Raw genomic sequence first — 18,827 nt, 5'->3', positions numbered from 1 at the left:
TCGTCTACAGGCTCAGGATGCGACCGCCGTCGCCATGACGCAGACGTTTGACGAAGCTAACCGCGTGTTGGCGGCGTCGAGCAATGATGGCTTGAGCAGCATGAGCTGGCGGACGGATGGCCGATTGGAGTCGATCAATCACAGCAACGGCGTGGAGAGCTTCTGGCAGTACGACTCGGCCAAGCGGCTCACGCAGATTGCTTACAGCAAGAACAGTGTTGCCACGCTCACGCTCCAGTACAACTACGACAGCAATGGAAATCGCATTGGCGAAACGCGAACCGAAGCGGCGCTGCCGGGCCAGTCGGCCCGAAGCCGTCAAACGATCTATAACTACGACCACGATGATCGTCTGGTTCAAGCCTTAGAATCGCAGTCGCCACCAGACGCCGCCAATCCAGATACCTACACCACTTGGGCCTTGGATGGCGTCGGCAATCGCCTTTCAGAAACCGTCACACGTTGGTCTGACAACGTGGTGCTGAGTCAGAAGACATTTACCTACAACGAGCGCGATCAGTTGACACGGGTGGTGGATCCGGTCAACCAGCTGGAGGTTCGGTATCAATATGACGGCTATGGCAATCGCACACGACGCGAGCTCTGGCGCGGTCTGCCCTTGGTACTGGTCAATGCGACCACCTACACCTTCGATGCCAGGGATCGGCTGATCAAGGCCGAGCCCGACGTACCGAACAGCCAGAACGCCCCGACGCTGCAGTTTGTCTACGACGCTGAAGACCAGAAAGTTGCCCGGATTGAAACGCCTTGGCTGAATGGCCAACCGCAGCCGGCTTCGGCGAGTGTGACCTATGAGCTTCGCGAAGGCCTGAACCTATTGCATGAGGCGATTCCCGGCAGCGCGGCCACGCAAACCCCGAACGCCGACGGCCTGAAGATCACCGACAGCTATCGCTACGGTGCCAAGCTCGATCGCCATATCCGCTTTGCCCCAAGCGGCAATGGCGGCGGCAGCAACAATCCCCAGGCCAACATCCACTTTTATCAACTCGACGCCCTGAACACCCCGGTCGTGATCAGCGACAGCCAGGGTGATCCGGTCGTGTCGAACACGCTCGACGCCTGGGGCAATACCGAAAAGCAAACCGCCAACGGCCAGAGCAGCGCGCCCGGCAGCAGTGCTGACGCCAACAGCAACCCGCGCCTATCCGGCCAAGCCAACCTGGTCAGCAACGACCAGCAAAGCATCGGTTATACCGGCTACCAGAAAGACCAAGACCTGGGCCTCTACTACGCCAATGCCCGTTGGTATGACCCGATCCTCGGCCAGTTCAACAGCAGCGATCCCGCCAACGGCGATGTGAATCGACCGATTACGTTCAACAAGTACTTGTATGGGAATGGGAGTCCGGTGGTGTTTGTGGATCCGGATGGGCGCCGCGGGCGAGATTCGTTCGGAGCTGACCTCGCATTGATTCGGGGTCAAATGAATCGGTCGGAAGACATTGCCCGAGCCGACGCCATGATTCAACGGAACATTCAAGAAAAGGCTGGCAGAGCCGACGCGATTCAAGAATTCGCTGTCGAAACAGCGGCTTCTTTGTTGGAACTAGGATCAGAAGTGCATAGTGCACAGATCAAGTATCAGACCTTCGGTTTGGTGGACACGGGCGGTGACGCCAAGCTTGAGGATCGTTCCTACGCGGTATACCGCTTTCTAGCGAACAATCCGATCGATGCGATTGGCGACAATCTCGGGCGTCGCATGGCTGCGGCAGATGCCGCACTAGCGGCCGGCGACTATCGAGCGGCTGCAAGAATCAGCATGGGCGTTGGGCTTGATGTTGCGTCAGGTGCGACGGGGGCTGCGTCACTAATACGAAGCGGCGGCGTCGGTATCGCGCGGTTGACCGGATCGGCTGGGCGCGAAGTAAGTTCGATGGCAGGGAGTATCCGTCGCGTTGGCGCAGTCGACAATGAGATGATGCCTCCGCTTATGGCTAGGAGAGGAGACTTTCCCGAGATTGAAGGTTCGTCAATTGCGCCTTTGACTTCGCAAAGCTCTCCCCGTGCATTCAAGATAAGAGTCAGTGTCGAGGGCGAAGCGCAGCCAGCCGCATCGACGAAGCGTGAGGCACTGCCAGGCAGTCAAGGGCCAAGCGAGGCAGCATCAACGAGGCTTGCGGAATTGAGAACTCATTACCTAAGTTCGGATCCTTGTGATGTCTATTGCACCGACTACGCGGAGCAATTAATGCAAGCGAACGGCGGAAGTGGAGAAATCGTAGTGATGGGGCCGCGGAACATGGACTGGCCGAGCAACTATGATAGCGTGATGGGACAAGGAAATAGGGAGGCTCTCATGCTTCCGAATTCAATTGATGACTCGGGATTCGCCTACCATAGCGTCTACTCGGACGGGGTATACATTTACGATCCCTTCGTTTCGAAGGCGCCTTTTTCAAAGAAGGACTATGTTAGATCTATGAGGTCGGCTAATCCAAGTGGGATATCGCACCGGCTCCTCGATCCAAGCGACAAGACCAAGAGACTCCGTAAAGGACCAATGTGATGATTGATGCCAGTGAACTTCGACCTTCTGCAGCGTGGCTCCTGACCAAAGAACTCAGTGCTCGTCGCATGATCACGTGGTTCCGTGTTTCGCCAATGTCTCTCAGCGGACTTCGATATCCGCCCCTGATAGTTGTCCGTGTTTGCGTTGAAAAGGAAGCGGAATTTCAAGATCTCTTCGAGCGAGCGCTTCAGGTCTACTCCGGGCGTACCGAATGGACACTCATGCGCTCGGGGATTTCCAGACAGTATGCCATCTATCCCTCTAAGCTTGATCAGCGTCCTGAACGTTCGAGTGCAGCCGGGCGGGAATGGTTTCGCGTAAACGATCCAGAATTCTGTGTGGCCGCAAACACTGACTTATCTAAACTCTTGGATGCACTGCTCAGTTTGCAGCCACAGGCTCGACATTCGAGCGATTGTGGGAAACCATGACACCAAGAAATTCCTTCGGTGAGAAGGGACACGCATCAGCTTAGGTCAGTAGACCCTATGAGCGAATAATAGCGGACACGATGTAGCGCACCTCACTCCCATCGCATTTCGTGCCAAATTGGCAGCGTACGATTTTGTGAGGATTTGGCCTGTTTTCCCACTCTTGCGTCGCACGATTTTCGTGCCCCGACCAAGTTTGCATCGTAGCCTCGTCGGCACTGGCGTCATAGCGTGGTGCCCATAAGAAGGGGGACAACGTCCCCCGATGGATGCGATGGTCTTGGCGCGCCAGTGATCGGCTACTGGTTCCGCAGATGCGCGCTGTCGTTAGGTAGCTTGTCGATCTATGACGCGCCCGGTCAGCTCCGCTTGCGGCAATAGCGGACACGCACCAATTCAGAAATTTCTGAGGCAAATCTCAGAAATCCGCCAATGCGCTCGGCCAGTGGTGGAGCAAGAATTAGTCGAAAACCCCGCCACGGAAGGCGCTCAACATGCCCCAAGCCCGCGAACGAACGGTTCCACCGAATTGCACTGGTTACTATCACTGCGTCAGTCGCTGTGTTCGGCGTGCTTGGCTGTGCGGCGTTGATCCCTTGACCGGCATCGACTACGAACATCGTCGAGAATTGATCGAAGAGCGATTGTTGATGTTAGCCGAGGTCTACTCGGTCTCGATCTATGCCTATGCGGTGATGAGCAATCATCTGCACGTGGTCCTTAAGATTGATGCGAGTGCCGCTGCGGGTTGGTCTGATGAAGAAGTCGCGGTCCGATGGTGTCAGGCGTTTCCTGGTTCTGGTGATCCGGGTTCGCAGAAGACTCGAATCGTGAATATCGCCGCGGCGCCGGAACTAGTTGCTGAATATCGCGATCGACTTCGGAACTTGAGTTGGTTCATGAAGAGTCTGGTTGAACCGATTGCTCGGCAGGCGAATAGGGAAGACGGCTGCACCGGTCGGTTCTGGGAGGGTCGATTCAAGGCGCAAGCATTGGTCGACGAGCGGGCGCTGTTGGCGGCCATGGTGTATGCGGACCTTAATCCGATTCGGGCCAAGATGGCGACCGACCTCCCGAGCTCGAAGCACACGAGTGCGCAGCGCCGAATCGCTCAGATTGGAGCAGAAGCGCCTTTGGCCGAGCACCCACTTGAATCGATCGCGGGAATTAAGCAGGGAGGGCTAAGCTTGTCCAGCCAAAGTTACCTTCTGCTGGCGGACTTTACTGGCCGCCACTGGCACCAAGGAAAGCCCGGACGAATCTCAGACGAAGTGCGGCCAATCATGATGGCGCTCAAAATCGATCCGGATCAATGGGATCAGCAAGTGCGAGGCTTTGGCGAAGCCAGAGTGTCGGCACTGGGCGCACTCGATCGCCTGATTCAATTCGCAGCGGACACCGGGCGACGTTGGCTGGTTGGCTATCAGTTGGCCCGGAAGGTGTATCGACAGGCGTTGGCATTCTGAATTGGTCCGCGAGCGGCGAGATCGGTTCAAAGACTACTGGTCATGTTCGCCATTCAGTCACACCAAATTTCCGGTCCCCAGTTGATCAAGCCGCAGACGCCACGCTTTGCGGCATTGCCAAATGCGAGCCAGTTCGTGCCGGCGACCTAGAGAGCAACTCCTAGACTCACAGCAATCTGACGCGCTCACTTGCGCACCGAACTGCTTTGGCGAGGAAACGCGGTCGAGCGGTGTTGGGCTTAGCCTGCTCTCAAAGACGAGCTAGGTTTGATACCTGAAAGCCGGCGGCAAGCCGAAACGATTGCTTGCGCTTCTTCTGCGGCGCCACGAATTGGTGCGTGTCCGGACTTGCCCAAAGACGAGCTAGGTTTGATACCTGAAAGCCGGCGGCTAACCGCAACGTTTGGTCGCGCTTATTCTTCGGTGCCATGAATTGGTGCGTGTCCGGACTTGCCTCTCGTTCGGTGCCATGAATTAGTGCGTGTCTGGACTTGCCCTCTCCGGACTTGCCCTCTGTCCGGGCTTGCCTCTGCTCAGGCTCGCCCACTCGGGTTGGTGCCTGTCCAGAATGGTCCGGGTGCCTGTCCAGAATGGTCTGTTTGGGGCTAGCCATTACTTGGAGATGGCTAGCTCGTGGTCCTGGCTTGCACTCTGGAGTTTTGAACGTTTCGAGAGGTACTCCTTTCGTCAAGTAGCTCAGGCTCGCCCACTCGGGTTGGTGCCTGTCCAGAATGGTCTGTCAGAATGGTCATTATGTCCAGAATGGTCATTCTTCCAGGAACGTCAGCGCCATTCGCATCGTTGAAGAACTGACGGCCATGATCAGCGTAACCTTGTCGCCAACTTGTCGTGGATGCCAATCGAAGCGCATCGCAAGGCGTGATCATTTGGCTCGTGCGATTTCGCGTGAATCTGTTGCCGGTTAACTCGTTCGCAGTCGATCGCAGCCCCGGCATTACTTTGACGATCCACTTTGGAGTAGCCCGATGAAAACAATCGCACGCTTTGTTGCAGGACCAATATTGGCTTTGGTTGGACTCGCCGCGTCGGCGCAATCGGCGCCAGTGTTCGAGTATCGTCACATCACCAACCCGGATGCAACGGTGATCTGCGGGTGTGAGCACTTGGGTTCGCAGTATGACGGCATCTGCGCCGCCTACGTGTTGCCCTATGATTCGAACGTGCTGAGCTGGTCGTGGGAACCCTACGGCAACGCGTGGATGCCGTACTCGCAAACAGGTGACACGGCTTACTACGATTCCTATGGCTACGGCGGTCTGTTCGCCCGCGCTTATTACGTCAAGGCCGGCTTTTACTACGTCAACACGGAGACGGGTGAGCGCCATCTGTGGTGGCCGACGGAACGAAGTTATGCCGTAAGCCAATGCGGTCTTGGAACAGTCGGTTTTCCGCTGTAAGTCCGCTGATGTGCGGGCTTGGTGCCGAGCATGCCTAGCCCGCACCTACAAGTTTGCAGGGGGCAATAGGCGCAGCGTGTTGCGCCGATTGTGGGTTTCGAATGGATTGGCGATCCGCTCTCGACAGGAGCAAGTCTGACGCGACTGCGGCTCCGCGTCGTCAAGACTTAGGGGGGTTTTGCGGCGCAATGCGCTGCGCTTATTGCGTCCTGCATTCTCTTACGCATCTATCCATGAACGAGTATGTGGTCTGCGGTCACCGAATCGCGCCGAACGAATGATCGATTCGCTCGGCAAAATCCGCGTAGCGGTTGTAAATCGCCGAACGAATCATTGCCGAGATCGTGTAGCACGTTGAGTTCGCACAGCCAGGAGCACAAATCATGTTGCAGCGATTCTTTCGATCCGCTTGCTGGATGCTGGTCTCGTTCTGTTGCACCGCTGCGCTTGCGCAGTCGCCGACGCCACTGCCAGTGCCCCAACTGGACTTGCGCGATTTCGGGACCGGTACGGCGGCGCTTCGAACCGGCGATGGCGGGGCGATCATCGCCGGAGGGTTCCGCTTCCTGGGGGACCAGGAACACGCGAGTATGGGCAAGCTGTTGCCGAGCGGCAGCATTGATGCCGGGTGGCAGGTATCGGTGACGGGCATCGTTGACGACATGGCATTGTCGGGGGATCGGCTGTTCTTGGCGGGCCGGTTCACGGCTGTCAATGGTGTGGCGCGTCAAGGCCTCGCCGAAGTCTCGCTCGCCAGCGGCGCGCTGGCATCCTTCGATCCGAATTTCGGCTCATCGACGAGCTATAGCTTTTCGGCGCTTGCGGTACATCCAAGCGGCCTGTTCATAGGCGGGCAGTTCATCCAAGTTGGCGCGACCGCGCAAGTCAACTTTGCCAAGATCGACCTTGGTACTAACGCACTGCTACCCGGGTTTGCACCGCAGATGAACAGCAGCATCACCGAACTGCTGGTCTCCGGCGACCGGCTCTACATCGGCGGATATTTCACCCAGTTTGCAGGAGCGGCACGGCAGCGAGCGGCCCGAATTGATGCCAACACCGGAGCGCTGCACGCTTGGGCGCCAGATTTTTCGTCGACCGTCATAGAGTTGGTTGCAGACGGAGGCAAGATTTACGCTGCCGGCTGCTTTCTTGATTTTCTGGCCCGCGTCGATCCTGACACGGGGGCGCGCGATGACTGGTCAGTCAACCTCACGCATGGCTGCGTCACCAGCCTCGATGTGACGGCGACCCACGTGTACTTTAGCGGACCGTTCACGCAGATCGACGGCCATCCAATCGAGCGTCTCGCTCGTATCGACAAGGCAACAGCCGATATCGACACGGGATTCGATCCGAACTTGCTCGGCGGCAATTTCGCAATGGCGGGAATGGAATTAGCGCCTGATCGTGTTCTGGCGGTGGGTGACTTCGTCGGGGCTGGCGGTGGCTATTCGCCAGGCGCGACCTTGCTCGATCGCACAACGGGCGCTTTGGCCACACAATGGCCAATCTACGCCGAACATCGCGGCGAAGTGCATGCCCTGGCGCCGGCACCAGAAGGCGGCACTTTTGTTGGCGGACGCTTCACGCGCGTCCGCGGCGAAGTGCCGCCGGTGCGTCGACAGGGCGTTCTCCGCCTCGATTCAACCGGTGCGCTGGTACCTTCGTTCGCGCCGAACGCAGACGGCGTCGTGCATGCACTTGCGGCAACCGCGACCGATCTATTCATCGGCGGCACGTTTCGTCGGGTCTCCGACATTCAGATGCTCAGTCTCGCACGTCTTTCTGTCGACGGCGTCGTAGATTCGACGTTTGCCGCACATCCCCGAGGTTCTGCGACGCCAAACGTCAATGCGATTGTGCTGGACGAAGCAAATCAAACGATACGGGTTGGCGGTAGTTTCAATTCGGTCGGACCATCGGGTACGACACGGCTCAATCTTGCCGAGTTTGATTTCTCGGGAACCGTGACGCCTTGGATTGTCTCGGCAGATGGCGAGGTGCGTACGCTGCTGAAAACGTGCGACGGTCTGTACGTGGGGGGCGAGTTTTCGGTGATCGCGGGTGCCGAGCGCGCATTCATCGCCAAGCTGCAACCAGGTGCCTCGATGCATCTGCAGGCCGCGTTTACCGCCAACACCGACAGCGGTGTGCATACGATTCAACGAGGACCGCTGGATCGGCTCTATCTCGGAGGGCAATTCCAGAGCGTGAATGGCGCGCCAGCGCCGTATTTTGCGCGTGTGAATGCCGTGACCGGTCAATTCCAGGGTTCATTCGATCCGGCGCTGAATGGCCCGGTTCGGTCGATGGCGTGGAGTCGCGACGGGCTGATGATTGCGGGCGCGTTCGATTCTGTGGCCGGTTTGCCGCGACAGAACCTGTTTCGTCTCATGCTCGATGGGGGCATCAACGCGATCGATCCGGAATTTGCGCCGTTGGTGCCGGATGCGGCAAACGCAGTCCTGGAACAGGGCGAGCGCGTGCTCGTCGGCGGCTCCATGAATACGTTGGCCCCGCTTACTACCACCCAGGTCGGCCTGTTCGCCTATCCCCTGATGCACACGCGGCTTTACGCTGACGGTTTCGAAGGCAACGGATGCGACTAGGGGCATCGGTCAAAACACGCCGGGTCAGCGGCAGGTGTGCAGGGTGTTCTGAGGGGGCAAGCGTGAGCGTTCCCCCAATCCAATTTACACGCGTTACGCGCGGATGACCGGATTCTCGGGCGCCTGCAAGATTTCTCGACGTTAGGTTTGATCGAGGTTCGTAGAATCTCGGCGCAGGGCAACGGGAGAACCGATCATGAACACGCGAACGCGCGCGGCGGCGGCGATGACCGCTCTGGCAAATCGATACGAAACAGCTGGCAAAAAGCCGGTAGAGCTCGTCGGCGGACCCGACTGGGTGGCCATGCCTGGCTGTCCCGGAATGATGATGCATCGGGGGCATTTGTCCGCTGCCCTCGACTACTACGATTTTGCGGCGATGATCGACCCCGACGATCTTGGGCATCGCTTCTCCAAGGCATTGGTGCTCGAAAGTCTGGGCGATTGGCATCGTGCAATCGCGGCATTTCAGGGGCTGTTCGGGTCTGTTTACGACGATGCGGCGAGGGCAGCGATCGAGCGCTGCGGCGTCAAGGCTGACGGTCGGGTTCCGAGCCAATTGTCGCGAGCATCGCTTGTTCGGGTGGTCGAATGGGAAGATCACGATGCAACATCGGAAACGGGCAGCGTGATTTCGTCGTTGGCGCGTGCCCGCGCACGCCGTCAGCATGCGCGCGCGGCGATGCCCATGCGCGCTGAGACCGATGCCGAGCAGGCGGCGGCGGTGGCGAGTTCATTTGTCCATTTGCTGCTCGACCGGCAGTGGTCGGCCGCCCATGCGATGCTCGCACCCGGGCATTGCGCGCCGGGTCCGGAGCATTTGCGTGAAGCGTTTGAAAGGTTGTTTGGTGCTGAGGTCTTTCCGGTCTCGGCCGACGTATTTGAGGTCCAAACGGATATGGAGCAATTGAGCGACGCGGATCTGGGCTGGGTGCACGTTGCGATTCCGAGTCGTCAAGCCGAGGCGGTGTCGCTCGTCGTGACACGGCACACCTCGGGCTTGAAAGTCCGGGATGTGGCCATTGGGTCACCATAATTGAGGTTTGCGCCGAGCGCTTCCGGGATTGGCTTTTGGCTGCGAATTTGGGTTTGCGGCGAGCTTGGTTCGGGCCTGAAGGCCCTCCTACAAAATGGCAACCGACCTTGCCGCAAGTGTGGTTTGGAACAAGGGTTTTTGTGGGAGCGGCTTCAGCCGCGAATGGATCTTGCGGCAAGACTGGTTCGGGCCTTATGGCCCTCCTACAAAAAGGCAACCGACCTTGCCGCAAGTGTGGTTTGGAACACTGGTTTTTGTGGGAGCGGCTTCAGCCGCGAATGGGTCTTGCGGCAAGACTGGTTCGGGCCTGAAGGCCCTCCTACAAAAAGGCAACCGACCTTGCCGCAAGTGTGGTTTGGAACAATGGTTTTGTGGGAGCGGCTTCAGCCGCGAATGGATCTTGCGGCGAGACTGGTTCGGGCCTGAAGGCCCTCCTACAAAAAGGCAACCGACCTTGCCGCAAGTGTGGTTTGGAACGATGGTTTTTGTGGGAGCGGCTTCAGCCGCGAATGGATCTTGCGGCAAGACTGGTTCGGGCCTGAAGGCCCTCCTACAAAAAGGCAACCGACCTTGCCGCAAGTGTGGTTTGGAACAAGGGTTTTGTGGGAGCGGCTTCAGCCGCGAATGGGTCTTGCGGCAAGATTGGTTCGGGCCTTATGGCCCTCCTACAAGCAGTAGGTGATCTTGCGGCAAGAATGGTTCAAGGCGGTGGTTTTTGTGGGAGCGGCTTCAGCCGCGAATGGATCTTGCGGCGAGACTGGTTCGGGCCTGAAGGCCCTCCTACAAAAAGGCAACCGACCTTGCCGCAAGTGTGGTTTGGAACGATGGTTTTTGTGGGAGCGGCTTCAGCCGCGAATGGATCTTGCAGCAAGATAGGTTCGGGCCTGAAGGCCCGCCTGCAACACGTAGTCGTATTGCGCTGATCAGTCCGGCAGAAACGCGGTGCCCAATCGCGCCGTCGCAACGTAGAACGCAATCGCGGTGCCGAGGTTGGTGAGAAAGAATGCGACGAACACGCGTGAGACGCGATTGCGCCACCAGCCCTTGAGCTCGCGCACATCATCGCGCAGGCGCTGGAAATCGGCGACAGTCGGCTTGTGCAGCCAGAGTTCGAATGCGCCGGAAAACATGCCGGAGCTGAGTGCCGGATGAAACGGTGTCAGCGGCGATACAAGGAACGCAATCACAATGCTGAGCGGATGCGCGAGGGCCAGCGCGGCGCCGATCGCACCGCCCGTGCCGAGAATCAGTACCCATTGCAGCAACAAGTCCCAACCCAAATCCGCGCTACGCATGAATGCAAAACCGAAGCCCACGACGACGAGCACGGTCAAGGCGATGCCGATCCACTTGGCGATCCAGCCGGGCTTGGGTTCGGCCGTGACGGGCGCAATGATCTCGGCAGGCGCGGCCTTCGCCTCCTGCAATTCGGTCTCGGTGCCTGCCAGATGGCCGGCGCCAATGACCACCAGCACTTTGGCTGGCGCCGCGCTCGACTTGGCCGCTTCCTCTCGCAAACGCGCTGCCATGTAGTGATCGCGCTCTTCGATCATTGCGCGATAAAGCGGCGCCGATTGTTTCGCGAACTCGGCGAACGTGGACTGCAGCATGTCGCCTTCTTTGAGCTTTTCGACGTCTTCCTCGCTGATTTCGTCGGTCGAGATCAGGCTCGCGACCAAGCCGGAGGCCATTTCGGCGCGCGCCCAGAAGCCGAGCGCGGCCCGTGCCCGGCGGAGCGTCAACCCAACATCGCGGTCAATCAGCCAGACCGGCAAATTGCGGTGTTTGGCTTCATCGAGCGCACGCCGCATCTCGGCACCGGGCTCGATGCCGTACTGATCGGCCAGGCGACGTTGGAACGCGCCGAGCGCCAGACCCGCAGCGATCACGCCCGCTTTGCCTTCGCGCAGCACCCGCAGCAAGTCCATGCTCGCGATTGCATCTGGATTTTTGAGCGCATCGGCCCGATGCGGACAGAGCTCGACCGCCACGGCGTCAAACGATTCCTGTGCGAGGAGTGCGCTGACGGCTTCGGCGCTTCGTTTCGACACGTGGGCCGTGCCGAGCAGCACGAACTCGGTGCCGTCGCGCTGGACGCGCCGAATGGGCTGACCCTGCAGTGGATCGGTTTCGGGCACGATTGCGTCGGGAGCAGAGCTTTCAGTGGTCAAGCGAACCTCAACAAGAAGACACCCGCCGCAAACTGCGGCGGGCAGGGTGAATCCGCCATGGTAGCAGGGTGAAATACGTGCTGCCCCGGCCGACCGCTGAAGCGACTCGGCTTCAGTCGCGATAGCGTTTCAGCAAATCCTGATACGCATCGATCCGGCGATCGCGGAGGAACGGCCAAATCCGGCGTACGGCTTCGGAACGGCCCAAATCCACCTCGGTGATCAAGAGCGTTGGCTCGTCGGTACCGGCCTCGGCCAGGAACTCGCCCTGTGGACCCGCCACAAAGCTGGTGCCCCAGAACTGAATGCCACTGCTGCCAGTCGGGCTCGGCTCAAAGCCGACACGGTTACAGGACAACACCGGCAACCCGTTCGCGACGGCGTGCCCGCGCTGCGACAGCACCCAGGCTTGACGCTGACGGTCTTTTTCGGCCTGCTCGTCGGTTGGATCCCAGCCAATCGCGGTCGGGTACAACAAGAGGTCGGCGCCGGCGAGCGCCATCAGACGCGCCGCTTCCGGATACCACTGATCCCAGCACACCAGAACGCCAAGCCGACCTACGGAGGTCTCGATCGGCTGAAAGCCAAGATCGCCCGGGGTGAAATAGAACTTCTCCAGAAAGCCCGGGTCGTCCGGGATATGCATCTTGCGATACTTGCCCGCCATCGTGCCGTCGCGATCGAAGACCACGGCCGTATTGTGATAGAGCCCAGCCGCGCGCCGCTCAAACAGTGACGACACCAACACCACGCCCTGCGCCTTGGCCAGTGCCGACAAGCGCTCGGTACTCGGGCCTGGGATCGGCTCGGCGCGGTCAAACTCGTGCACCGCTTCGTGCTGGCAGAAGTAAGCACCGTTGTGCAGTTCCTGCAGCAGCACCAGATCGACGCCTGATTGCTTGGCTTCGCGAACGTGCGACTCAATGCGCTGGAGATTGGCCTCCACGCTCCCTTGATCACGCTCCTGAACCAGGCCGACCGTCAACTTACGACTCATTCAACACTCCTCGCGGCAGCTGCATGGTGATGCAATGCAAGCTGCCATTTTGTTCGATCAGAGGGCGCGCCGGCACCGGCACGATCTCGCGGTCCGGGCAAGCCTGTTGCAGCACGCGCACGGCTTCGGCGTCCGCAGGATCGCCATACACCGGCAACAGTACGGCCCCGTTGATCATCAGAAAATTGGCATAAGACGCCGCGAGCCGCCGTCCGCCGGCATCGTGGATGGCGTGCGCCCAAGGCAGCGCGAATGTCCGATACGGCTTGCCGTCGCGCATTTTCAGCGCAGCAATCTCGCTGGCCATATCGGCGAGCGATGCATAGTGCGGGTCGGTCGCGTCGGCGCAGCCTTGATAGACAATCGTCTCCGCATCGGTCAGGCGGGCGAGCGTGTCGATGTGCGCATCGGTGTCGTCGCCCTGCAATTCGCCGTGTTCGAGCATCATGACGCGGTCAACTGCCAGCGCCTCCGACAGCGTCGCTACCAATTGCTCGCGACTCAGGTGCGGGTGGCGTTGGTGCAGGCAGATGAACGTGGTCAGCAAACTGCCGTGGCCATCCGTCTCGATGGCGCCGCCTTCCAGCGCAAAGTCGATGCGACGGTGGTGCGCCTGCCGGAACACGCCTTGCTCAATCAGGCGGGTAATCAGCAAGTCATCGCGGCTCGCGCCAAACTTGCCACCCCAGCCCGTGAAGCGGAAATCGTTGAGGACAAAGCCGCTGCCCGTGACCAACGTGATTGGGCCGGAATCGCGGAGCCAGGTGTCGTCGTACTCGGCTTCGACCAGCTTGATGCGGCTGGCATCGACGCCGGCTCCCGCCAAGCGTGTCTCCACCTGCTGTCGCAATGGCGCGTCGGCGACCACGATCACGCAGCGCTGAAACCGCGTGATGGCCAGCACGAGTGCGACATAAGTCGACTCGACATCGGCCAGGTTGTCACGCCAGTCCGTATCGGCATGCGGCCAGGCAATCAGCACGGCGTCCTGAGCTTCCCACTCCGCAGGGAACCGCGCAGTCGAAGCTGACGTCATTGCGCCGGCTTCGGGCCCTGCTCGCGGGCAGAGGACTTGTTCAGGACCGAGGTGATCACGTGGTCGTTCTCGAAATAGACCGTGAAACTGCCGTAGTCCCATTTGCTGATGGGCGGCTGGCCCACCGGGTCACTCTTGCTGACCGGCGCGCCGTATTGTTGTTCGACCTGGCTTTTCAGCATGCCCTTGGCCGGATGCATGACGCCCTGGGCGCGTTCCTGGCGCTCAATCAGCAGGGTGTCGGCGTAGGTCGGCGACAGTGCCGAAATGAGCGTCAATCCTAGGACAAAAGACGAAAAACGTGGCATTTTGGACCTCCATGAGCAGGCTGCCTGTCGATTCAGGCGCCGCTTTGTAGCAAAACTGGCTGAAGTCTGCCATGACATGTCAACCATTTCCCGCGACGAGCGTTCGGAACCTTTACAGTCTGCCGCGTTTCGGCCCGACCGGGGTGGTTGCCTGGCAGGACGGCACGGCAACACAATAATCGCGCAATTCTCATTCAGTAGTGCGGTTGGAGGCAGGCATGGACATCAATATTGGGACGCTTCAGTTTTCCGAGGCCAAGCAGCTGGACGCCAGTCTGCCGTTGCCGGGCGACCTATTGCATCTGCTGAATCGAACGACCTTTGGTCCCACCGAGGCCGATGTGGTTATTGCGAGCCAGCTCGGATTTGACGGCTGGCTGAACCAGCAGCTCAATTTCGCCGAGCTGGACGATTCGGCGGTCGAGAACGTGATCCGCACCGCGTTGCCCACCACGACCTGGACCAACCTGCAGTTGATCGAGGATGCTCGCCTCGACGGCCGCGGAGCCGTCGCGGTAGCCGAGCTTCGGGCCGCTGCCTACATCCGGCAGATTTTCAGCCCCCGCCAGCTCTACGAAATCATGGTCGAGTTCTGGACCAATCATTTCAACATCGAGCAGGTTGACGGGCCGCTGCGCCAGTTCAAGACCGTAGATGACCGCGAAGTCGTCCGCAAGCATGCGATGGGCCGCTTTGTCGATCTGTTGAAGTCCAGCGCGCGCAGCCCGGCAATGTTGTACTACCTGGACAACTACGCGAATGTTGCCACCGGCCCGAACGAAAACTACGCGCGCGAGCTGATGGAGTTGCATACGCTCGGGGTCGATGGGGGTTACACCGAGGACGATGTCAAAGCGGTCGCACGCATTCTGACCGGCTGGAGTTTCAACACGTCGACCACGGGCGGCGCGGACATCCGCTTCCTGTTCCGCTCACTCGCGCATGACTTCACTGCAAAGGTAGCGCTGGGCCAGGACTACCCGGCTGGCGTTGGCGAGTCCGAAGGCGATCTGCTGCTGGAGCGCCTGGCCGCACATCCGAGTACGGCGCAGTTCATCAGCCGCAAGCTCGCCCGCCGATTCGTCTCCGACAATCCCCCACAGACGCTGGTCGATGCCATGGCGGCGTCGTTCTTGTCCAGTCAGGGCCACATCCCGACCGTGCTGTCGGTGATGTTCCGGTCTGCCGAGTTCCGCGCATCGGCGGACAACAAAATGAAAAGACCGGCGGAGTATGTCAACGCGGTGATCCGCGTGTTGGGCGCGCGCCTCGGCAATCAGTTTTATCGCGTGGTTACCGAAGTGCTTTCGGAGCTGAATCAGATCCCGTTCAACTGGCCGGCTCCGAATGGATACCCCGATGTTCAGGGCTATTGGACCAACACGAGCTCCGTGCTGACGCGCTGGAACTTTGCGATTGCAACCGTCGAAGGGCAGTTCGGCGCGGCAATTGAGGTATCGATGTCGCGTCTGCTTCCGGTGTCAGTCCAAACCCCAGCGCAGATTGTCGATGCGCTGACGACGCGCCTGCTACGACGTAGCTTGGCGCCGGCCGATCGGGAGCAACTGATCAACCTGGTTGCCGGCAGTGCGCCCGTGGATCGGCCCGTCAAGAGCAGTGTGCGAATGGCTGCCATCATCGAAGTCAGCGCGTTGTTGCTGGCGTCGCCTTATTTCCAGTATCGCTGAGCGGGAGATCCTCATGTCACTCAATCGACGCGATTTTCTGAAGTCCAGCAGCTTGAGTCTGGCCGCCTTGTCGATGCCGAAGCTCGTCTTCGGCGCTAACCCAAACAACAGCAATCGCGACGTGCTCGTGGTGGTGTTTCAGCGCGGCGGCATGGATGGCTTGAATGCCGTCGTTCCGTATGGCGATGCCGACTACTATCGGTTGCGACCGACAATCGGGCTGCCGAGACCGGGGCAGGGCACGGGTGCAGTGCTCGATCTCGACGGATTCTTTGGATTTCACCCGAGCCTGGCGCCGCTACTGCCGATCTACCAGGCAGGTCAATTGGCGGTCGTGCAGGCGACCGGCTTCAAACACGAGAGTCGCAGCCACTTTGAGTGTCAGGACCGGATCGAACGCGCCACCATGGCAACTCGCAGCGTGACGACTGGTTGGCTGAATCGACATTTGAGCGTGATCGGTGGCGACGCCAGTTTCCAGTCCGTTGCGGTTGGCAACGCCTTGCCCGGCTCGTTGCGGGGGCCGGCGCCGGTCATTGGGCTTCGCAGCATCGGGGATTTCACGCTCCAAACGCAATCCAAGCGGAAGGCACTGCTGGAAGCGCAGCTCCAGCGTCTCTACGACACCAACGATTTGCTCGCCGCCACGGGTACCCAGGCACTTGGTTCGATCGACGAGTTGAGTCAAGCGAATCCGCTGCAGTACCCGGTCGAACATGGCGCCACCTATCCGAACACGACGTTCGGAAGTCAGATGCAGCAGATTGCGCAATTGATCAAAGCGGGTGTTGGTCTCGAAGTCGCAAGCGCGGATATCGGTGGCTGGGACCATCACAACAACGAAGCCCCGCAAATGAACACGCTGCTCGGTGAGTTGGCCAACACCCTGGCCGCATTCCACACCGATCTTGGCGCAGTGAACATGGCGAACGTGACGGTGTTGACCATGACAGAGTTCGGTCGTCGCGCGTACCAGAACGCATCGTCTGGCACCGACCATGGAAGTGCGTTCTGCACGATTGCGATGGGCGGGGGCGTGCTGGGCGGACAGGTCTATCGGGCGTGGCCGGGACTCAGCGATGCGCGGCTTTACAACGGCGATCTGGATATCACGATCGACTACCGCGATGTGCTGGCCGAAGCGCTCAGCAAACGGCATGGCAACAGCAATCTGAGTTCGGTGTTTCCGGACTACACGATTGGCAGCCCGGTTGGGATATTCCGGCCGCGCGGCGGATGATCGACCGCAATTGTGCGCGGGTGGCCCACCGGGTCAGCCGCGCTCCAGTTGCAAACGTAGATCGCCAATCGCTGCGTTGGCACGCGAAATGTAGTTGGCGATCACCAGCGAGTGGTTCGCAAAGAACCCGTAGGGCGAGCCGTTCAAGATCACCGGACTGTTCAGCGGCGCCTGAGTGGCTTCGAGTTCCTGAATGATCTGGCGAAGTGCCACCCGCGCGTTCTTGTCGTCGAGCACGCGCGCAAAGTCGTGATCGATTGCTTTCAGAATATGGACCTGCGCAAAGCAGGCACCGCGCGCTTCATAGAATACGTCGTCGATCTGGGACCAAGGGGTCTGCCGAACGGTCTCGGCCGGCGTCGACGCGTTTGGCGGCGCGTTTGGGTCAGTGCCCATGCTGGCGGCGACTTCGGTACGCGCCACACCCTCCGAGAGTCGCTTCGACAGGTTGCCGAGTCGCCGTTCGACTTCGCCGAGGTACAAATTCAGATTGTCGGCACGGGCATAGAACTGGGCATCGAGCTGATCCTGGTCGGCCAGGCGATCGAGATACGACTCCGTGCGGCTGATGCCGGCACGGTACTCACTCTCGCTCGACGGCAGCAACCAGCGGTTGTTGCTGAAGGCAAAATGCGGCTCCGCCTCGGCGAGGTCTGTATCCTCAGTCGACTGCGCTTGTGACTTGCTGAATTCGCCACGCAGAAATCGCGACAGGTCGCGTACCTGCACCAATACACCGAACTCCCAATTCGGAACATTGTCGAGCAGCACCCCGGGCGGCAGAATGTCGTTCGACAGGTAGCCACCGGGTTTGTCCAGCGTGCGTTGGACGAGTTCGATTTCGGTCAGGGTCAGTGTCTGCCCCAGGACGAGCGGGACCCCCTTCGATTTCGCACGTGCCGCCGCCACTGCGACCGGATCAAATGGCTCGGCTGGGTGATCGGCATACCACATCAGCCCAAGGTTCAGTAACAGCAGTGCGATCACGGCAATGCCACCGTAGCGTGCATATCGACGCATCGCGCCGGTGCTGCTCGGGGGCGCCGGCAGCGCGGCAAGTGGAACGGGCGACTCAGGGGCGGTCACGTAGCGGCTCTCGACTAGCGGTGGTCGTTCTCATCATAGCCATTGCGTGGTCATGCCGCAGCCACGGCCGCTATTGCACGTTACCGAGAGCGGCGCAGCGGGAGCGCATAAAAAACGCGCCACATTGGGCGCGTTTTTCAGGAATCATCGGCTTGACTCTGGACAACCAAACGGTGTCAGCCGCCCTTTGGCAACTGTTGATTGTTGGCATCGCGAATCATGCGTTCGGCGGCATCCCTGGCCGCGCGCAGTTCCGCATAGGTTTGGCAGACCGTTTCTCGACGATTGCTGCCGGTGCGCGATCGGCTTTGGCAGATCAGACGATTGCCGTCGTATTCGGTCAGGATGCCGTTGACCTGCTCCTGCGCGTTGAAGAGTGCGACCTTATCGGCATCATCAAGCGCTTTCGGGTCGCCCTTGGCGAGCAGGCTGGCGATGACATCCAACTGATCACGCAACGTGCGTTCCTGGCTAGCCGGAACATATTCGAAGCGGCCGCCACCAGTCAGGCCGCCGCGGATGTCGGCGGCAAGCTTCTCGAATTCGGCTGCATTGGTGGCCGGTGGAATGACGGGTGCATTCTTGCTCTTCTTGCCGGCGTGCGCGTCGGTCATCAGAAGGCCGGTCGTCAGTACAAACAGCGTCAAGGCGGTGCGGTAAGCGTTCATCAGTCTGCCAGATCGGGAAGTGAACCCCGATCATAAAGGCGGAACCCAGAGCCGCGCATCCTACTGCAGTCATGCATGCGCACGGATCGCCAATGCGGAAGGGGCGCTTGGGGCCAGGCCCCGGATTCAACCGT

At 59.8% G+C, this 18,827-nt stretch carries 14 protein-coding genes; 8 read left to right on the top strand and 6 right to left on the bottom strand.

The genetic code is table 11. The features are described 5' to 3' along the window. Positions 1-34: 34 nt before the first annotated feature. The 6 genes from C7S18_RS16845 to C7S18_RS16820 all read left to right on the top strand — a co-directional run bounded on the left by C7S18_RS16845 (position 35) and on the right by C7S18_RS16820 (position 9,499). The gene (locus C7S18_RS16845; protein ID WP_106892670.1) at positions 35-2,533 is read left to right on the top strand and encodes an RHS repeat domain-containing protein; all 2,499 of its coding nucleotides are present in this window, start codon (positions 35-37) and stop codon (positions 2,531-2,533) included. After that, positions 2,533-2,967, top strand: a complete 435-nt coding sequence (locus C7S18_RS24240; protein ID WP_146151967.1) for a hypothetical protein — start codon at positions 2,533-2,535, stop codon at positions 2,965-2,967. Before C7S18_RS16845 ends, C7S18_RS24240 begins: the two co-directional genes overlap by 1 nt. Positions 2,968-3,461: 494 nt before the next feature. Then, on the top strand, positions 3,462-4,433 hold the full coding sequence (locus C7S18_RS16840; protein ID WP_106892669.1) for a transposase: 972 nt from the start codon (positions 3,462-3,464) through the stop codon (positions 4,431-4,433). 986 nt (positions 4,434-5,419) lie between these two features. Continuing rightward, positions 5,420-5,851 carry a hypothetical protein gene (locus C7S18_RS16830; RefSeq protein ID WP_106892667.1) on the top strand — a complete coding sequence of 144 codons (432 nt, stop codon included), beginning with the start codon at positions 5,420-5,422 and terminating at the stop codon, positions 5,849-5,851. A 383-nt stretch (positions 5,852-6,234) separates the two neighbouring features. After that, positions 6,235-8,463, top strand: a complete 2,229-nt coding sequence (locus C7S18_RS16825; RefSeq protein ID WP_106892666.1) for a hypothetical protein — start codon at positions 6,235-6,237, stop codon at positions 8,461-8,463. A gap of 196 nt (positions 8,464-8,659) precedes the next feature. Then, the gene (locus C7S18_RS16820; RefSeq protein WP_106892665.1) at positions 8,660-9,499 is read left to right on the top strand and encodes a tetratricopeptide repeat protein; all 840 of its coding nucleotides are present in this window, start codon (positions 8,660-8,662) and stop codon (positions 9,497-9,499) included. A gap of 923 nt (positions 9,500-10,422) precedes the next feature. Here C7S18_RS16820 and C7S18_RS16815 read toward each other — a convergent pair. The 4 genes from C7S18_RS16815 to C7S18_RS16800 all read right to left on the bottom strand — a co-directional run bounded on the left by C7S18_RS16815 (position 10,423) and on the right by C7S18_RS16800 (position 14,011). Next, positions 10,423-11,670, bottom strand: a complete 1,248-nt coding sequence (locus tag C7S18_RS16815) for a TraB/GumN family protein (protein ID WP_240623919.1) — start codon at positions 11,668-11,670, stop codon at positions 10,423-10,425. A 112-nt stretch (positions 11,671-11,782) separates the two neighbouring features. After that, entirely contained in the window at positions 11,783-12,667 is an 885-nt protein-coding gene (locus tag C7S18_RS16810; protein WP_106892664.1) for a carbon-nitrogen hydrolase, read from the bottom strand. Beyond that, positions 12,657-13,703, bottom strand: coding sequence for an agmatine deiminase family protein (locus C7S18_RS16805; RefSeq protein ID WP_106892663.1), 1,047 nt, complete (start codon positions 13,701-13,703; stop codon positions 12,657-12,659). Before C7S18_RS16805 ends, C7S18_RS16810 begins: the two co-directional genes overlap by 11 nt. Next, positions 13,700-14,011, bottom strand: coding sequence for a hypothetical protein (locus tag C7S18_RS16800; RefSeq protein WP_106892662.1), 312 nt, complete (start codon positions 14,009-14,011; stop codon positions 13,700-13,702). Before C7S18_RS16800 ends, C7S18_RS16805 begins: the two co-directional genes overlap by 4 nt. A 218-nt stretch (positions 14,012-14,229) precedes the next feature. On the opposite strand from C7S18_RS16800, the gene C7S18_RS16795 reads away from it, so the two are divergent. Together C7S18_RS16795 and C7S18_RS16790 are read left to right on the top strand one after the other, a co-directional pair. Beyond that, positions 14,230-15,699: a DUF1800 domain-containing protein gene (locus C7S18_RS16795; protein ID WP_106892661.1), complete on the top strand. Its 1,470-nt coding sequence runs from the start codon at positions 14,230-14,232 to the stop codon at positions 15,697-15,699. Between the two features lie 13 nt (positions 15,700-15,712). Beyond that, positions 15,713-16,939, top strand: coding sequence for a DUF1501 domain-containing protein (locus C7S18_RS16790; protein ID WP_106892660.1), 1,227 nt, complete (start codon positions 15,713-15,715; stop codon positions 16,937-16,939). Positions 16,940-16,972: 33 nt separating this feature from the next. Here C7S18_RS16790 and C7S18_RS16785 read toward each other — a convergent pair whose 3' ends face one another. Further along, on the bottom strand, positions 16,973-18,025 hold the full coding sequence (locus C7S18_RS16785) for a DUF2333 family protein (protein WP_240623918.1): 1,053 nt from the start codon (positions 18,023-18,025) through the stop codon (positions 16,973-16,975). 176 nt (positions 18,026-18,201) lie between these two features. Next, entirely contained in the window at positions 18,202-18,693 is a 492-nt protein-coding gene (locus tag C7S18_RS16780) for a hypothetical protein (RefSeq protein ID WP_106892659.1), read from the bottom strand. Positions 18,694-18,827 lie beyond the last annotated feature (134 nt).

Source organism: Ahniella affigens (assembly GCF_003015185.1).
Taxonomy (GTDB): Bacteria; Pseudomonadota; Gammaproteobacteria; order Xanthomonadales; family Ahniellaceae; genus Ahniella; species Ahniella affigens.
This window is presented reverse-complemented; position numbering and strand designations above follow the sequence as displayed.

Excerpts from the sequence above, each read along its gene's own strand:
- C7S18_RS24240 (WP_146151967.1), top strand. The coding sequence starts at position 2,533 with ATGATTGATGCCAGTGAACTTCGACCTTCTGCAGCGTGGCTCCTGACC.
- C7S18_RS16805 (WP_106892663.1), bottom strand. The coding sequence starts at position 13,703 with ATGACGTCAGCTTCGACTGCGCGGTTCCCTGCGGAGTGGGAAGCTCAG.
- C7S18_RS16810 (WP_106892664.1), bottom strand. The coding sequence starts at position 12,667 with ATGAGTCGTAAGTTGACGGTCGGCCTGGTTCAGGAGCGTGATCAAGGG.
- C7S18_RS16790 (WP_106892660.1), top strand. The coding sequence starts at position 15,713 with ATGTCACTCAATCGACGCGATTTTCTGAAGTCCAGCAGCTTGAGTCTG.
- C7S18_RS16830 (WP_106892667.1), top strand. The coding sequence starts at position 5,420 with ATGAAAACAATCGCACGCTTTGTTGCAGGACCAATATTGGCTTTGGTT.
- C7S18_RS16795 (WP_106892661.1), top strand. The coding sequence starts at position 14,230 with ATGGACATCAATATTGGGACGCTTCAGTTTTCCGAGGCCAAGCAGCTG.
- C7S18_RS16840 (WP_106892669.1), top strand. The coding sequence starts at position 3,462 with ATGCCCCAAGCCCGCGAACGAACGGTTCCACCGAATTGCACTGGTTAC.
- C7S18_RS16820 (WP_106892665.1), top strand. The coding sequence starts at position 8,660 with ATGAACACGCGAACGCGCGCGGCGGCGGCGATGACCGCTCTGGCAAAT.
- C7S18_RS16780 (WP_106892659.1), bottom strand. The coding sequence starts at position 18,693 with ATGAACGCTTACCGCACCGCCTTGACGCTGTTTGTACTGACGACCGGC.
- C7S18_RS16800 (WP_106892662.1), bottom strand. The coding sequence starts at position 14,011 with ATGCCACGTTTTTCGTCTTTTGTCCTAGGATTGACGCTCATTTCGGCA.
- C7S18_RS16825 (WP_106892666.1), top strand. The coding sequence starts at position 6,235 with ATGTTGCAGCGATTCTTTCGATCCGCTTGCTGGATGCTGGTCTCGTTC.
- C7S18_RS16845 (WP_106892670.1), top strand. The coding sequence starts at position 35 with ATGACGCAGACGTTTGACGAAGCTAACCGCGTGTTGGCGGCGTCGAGC.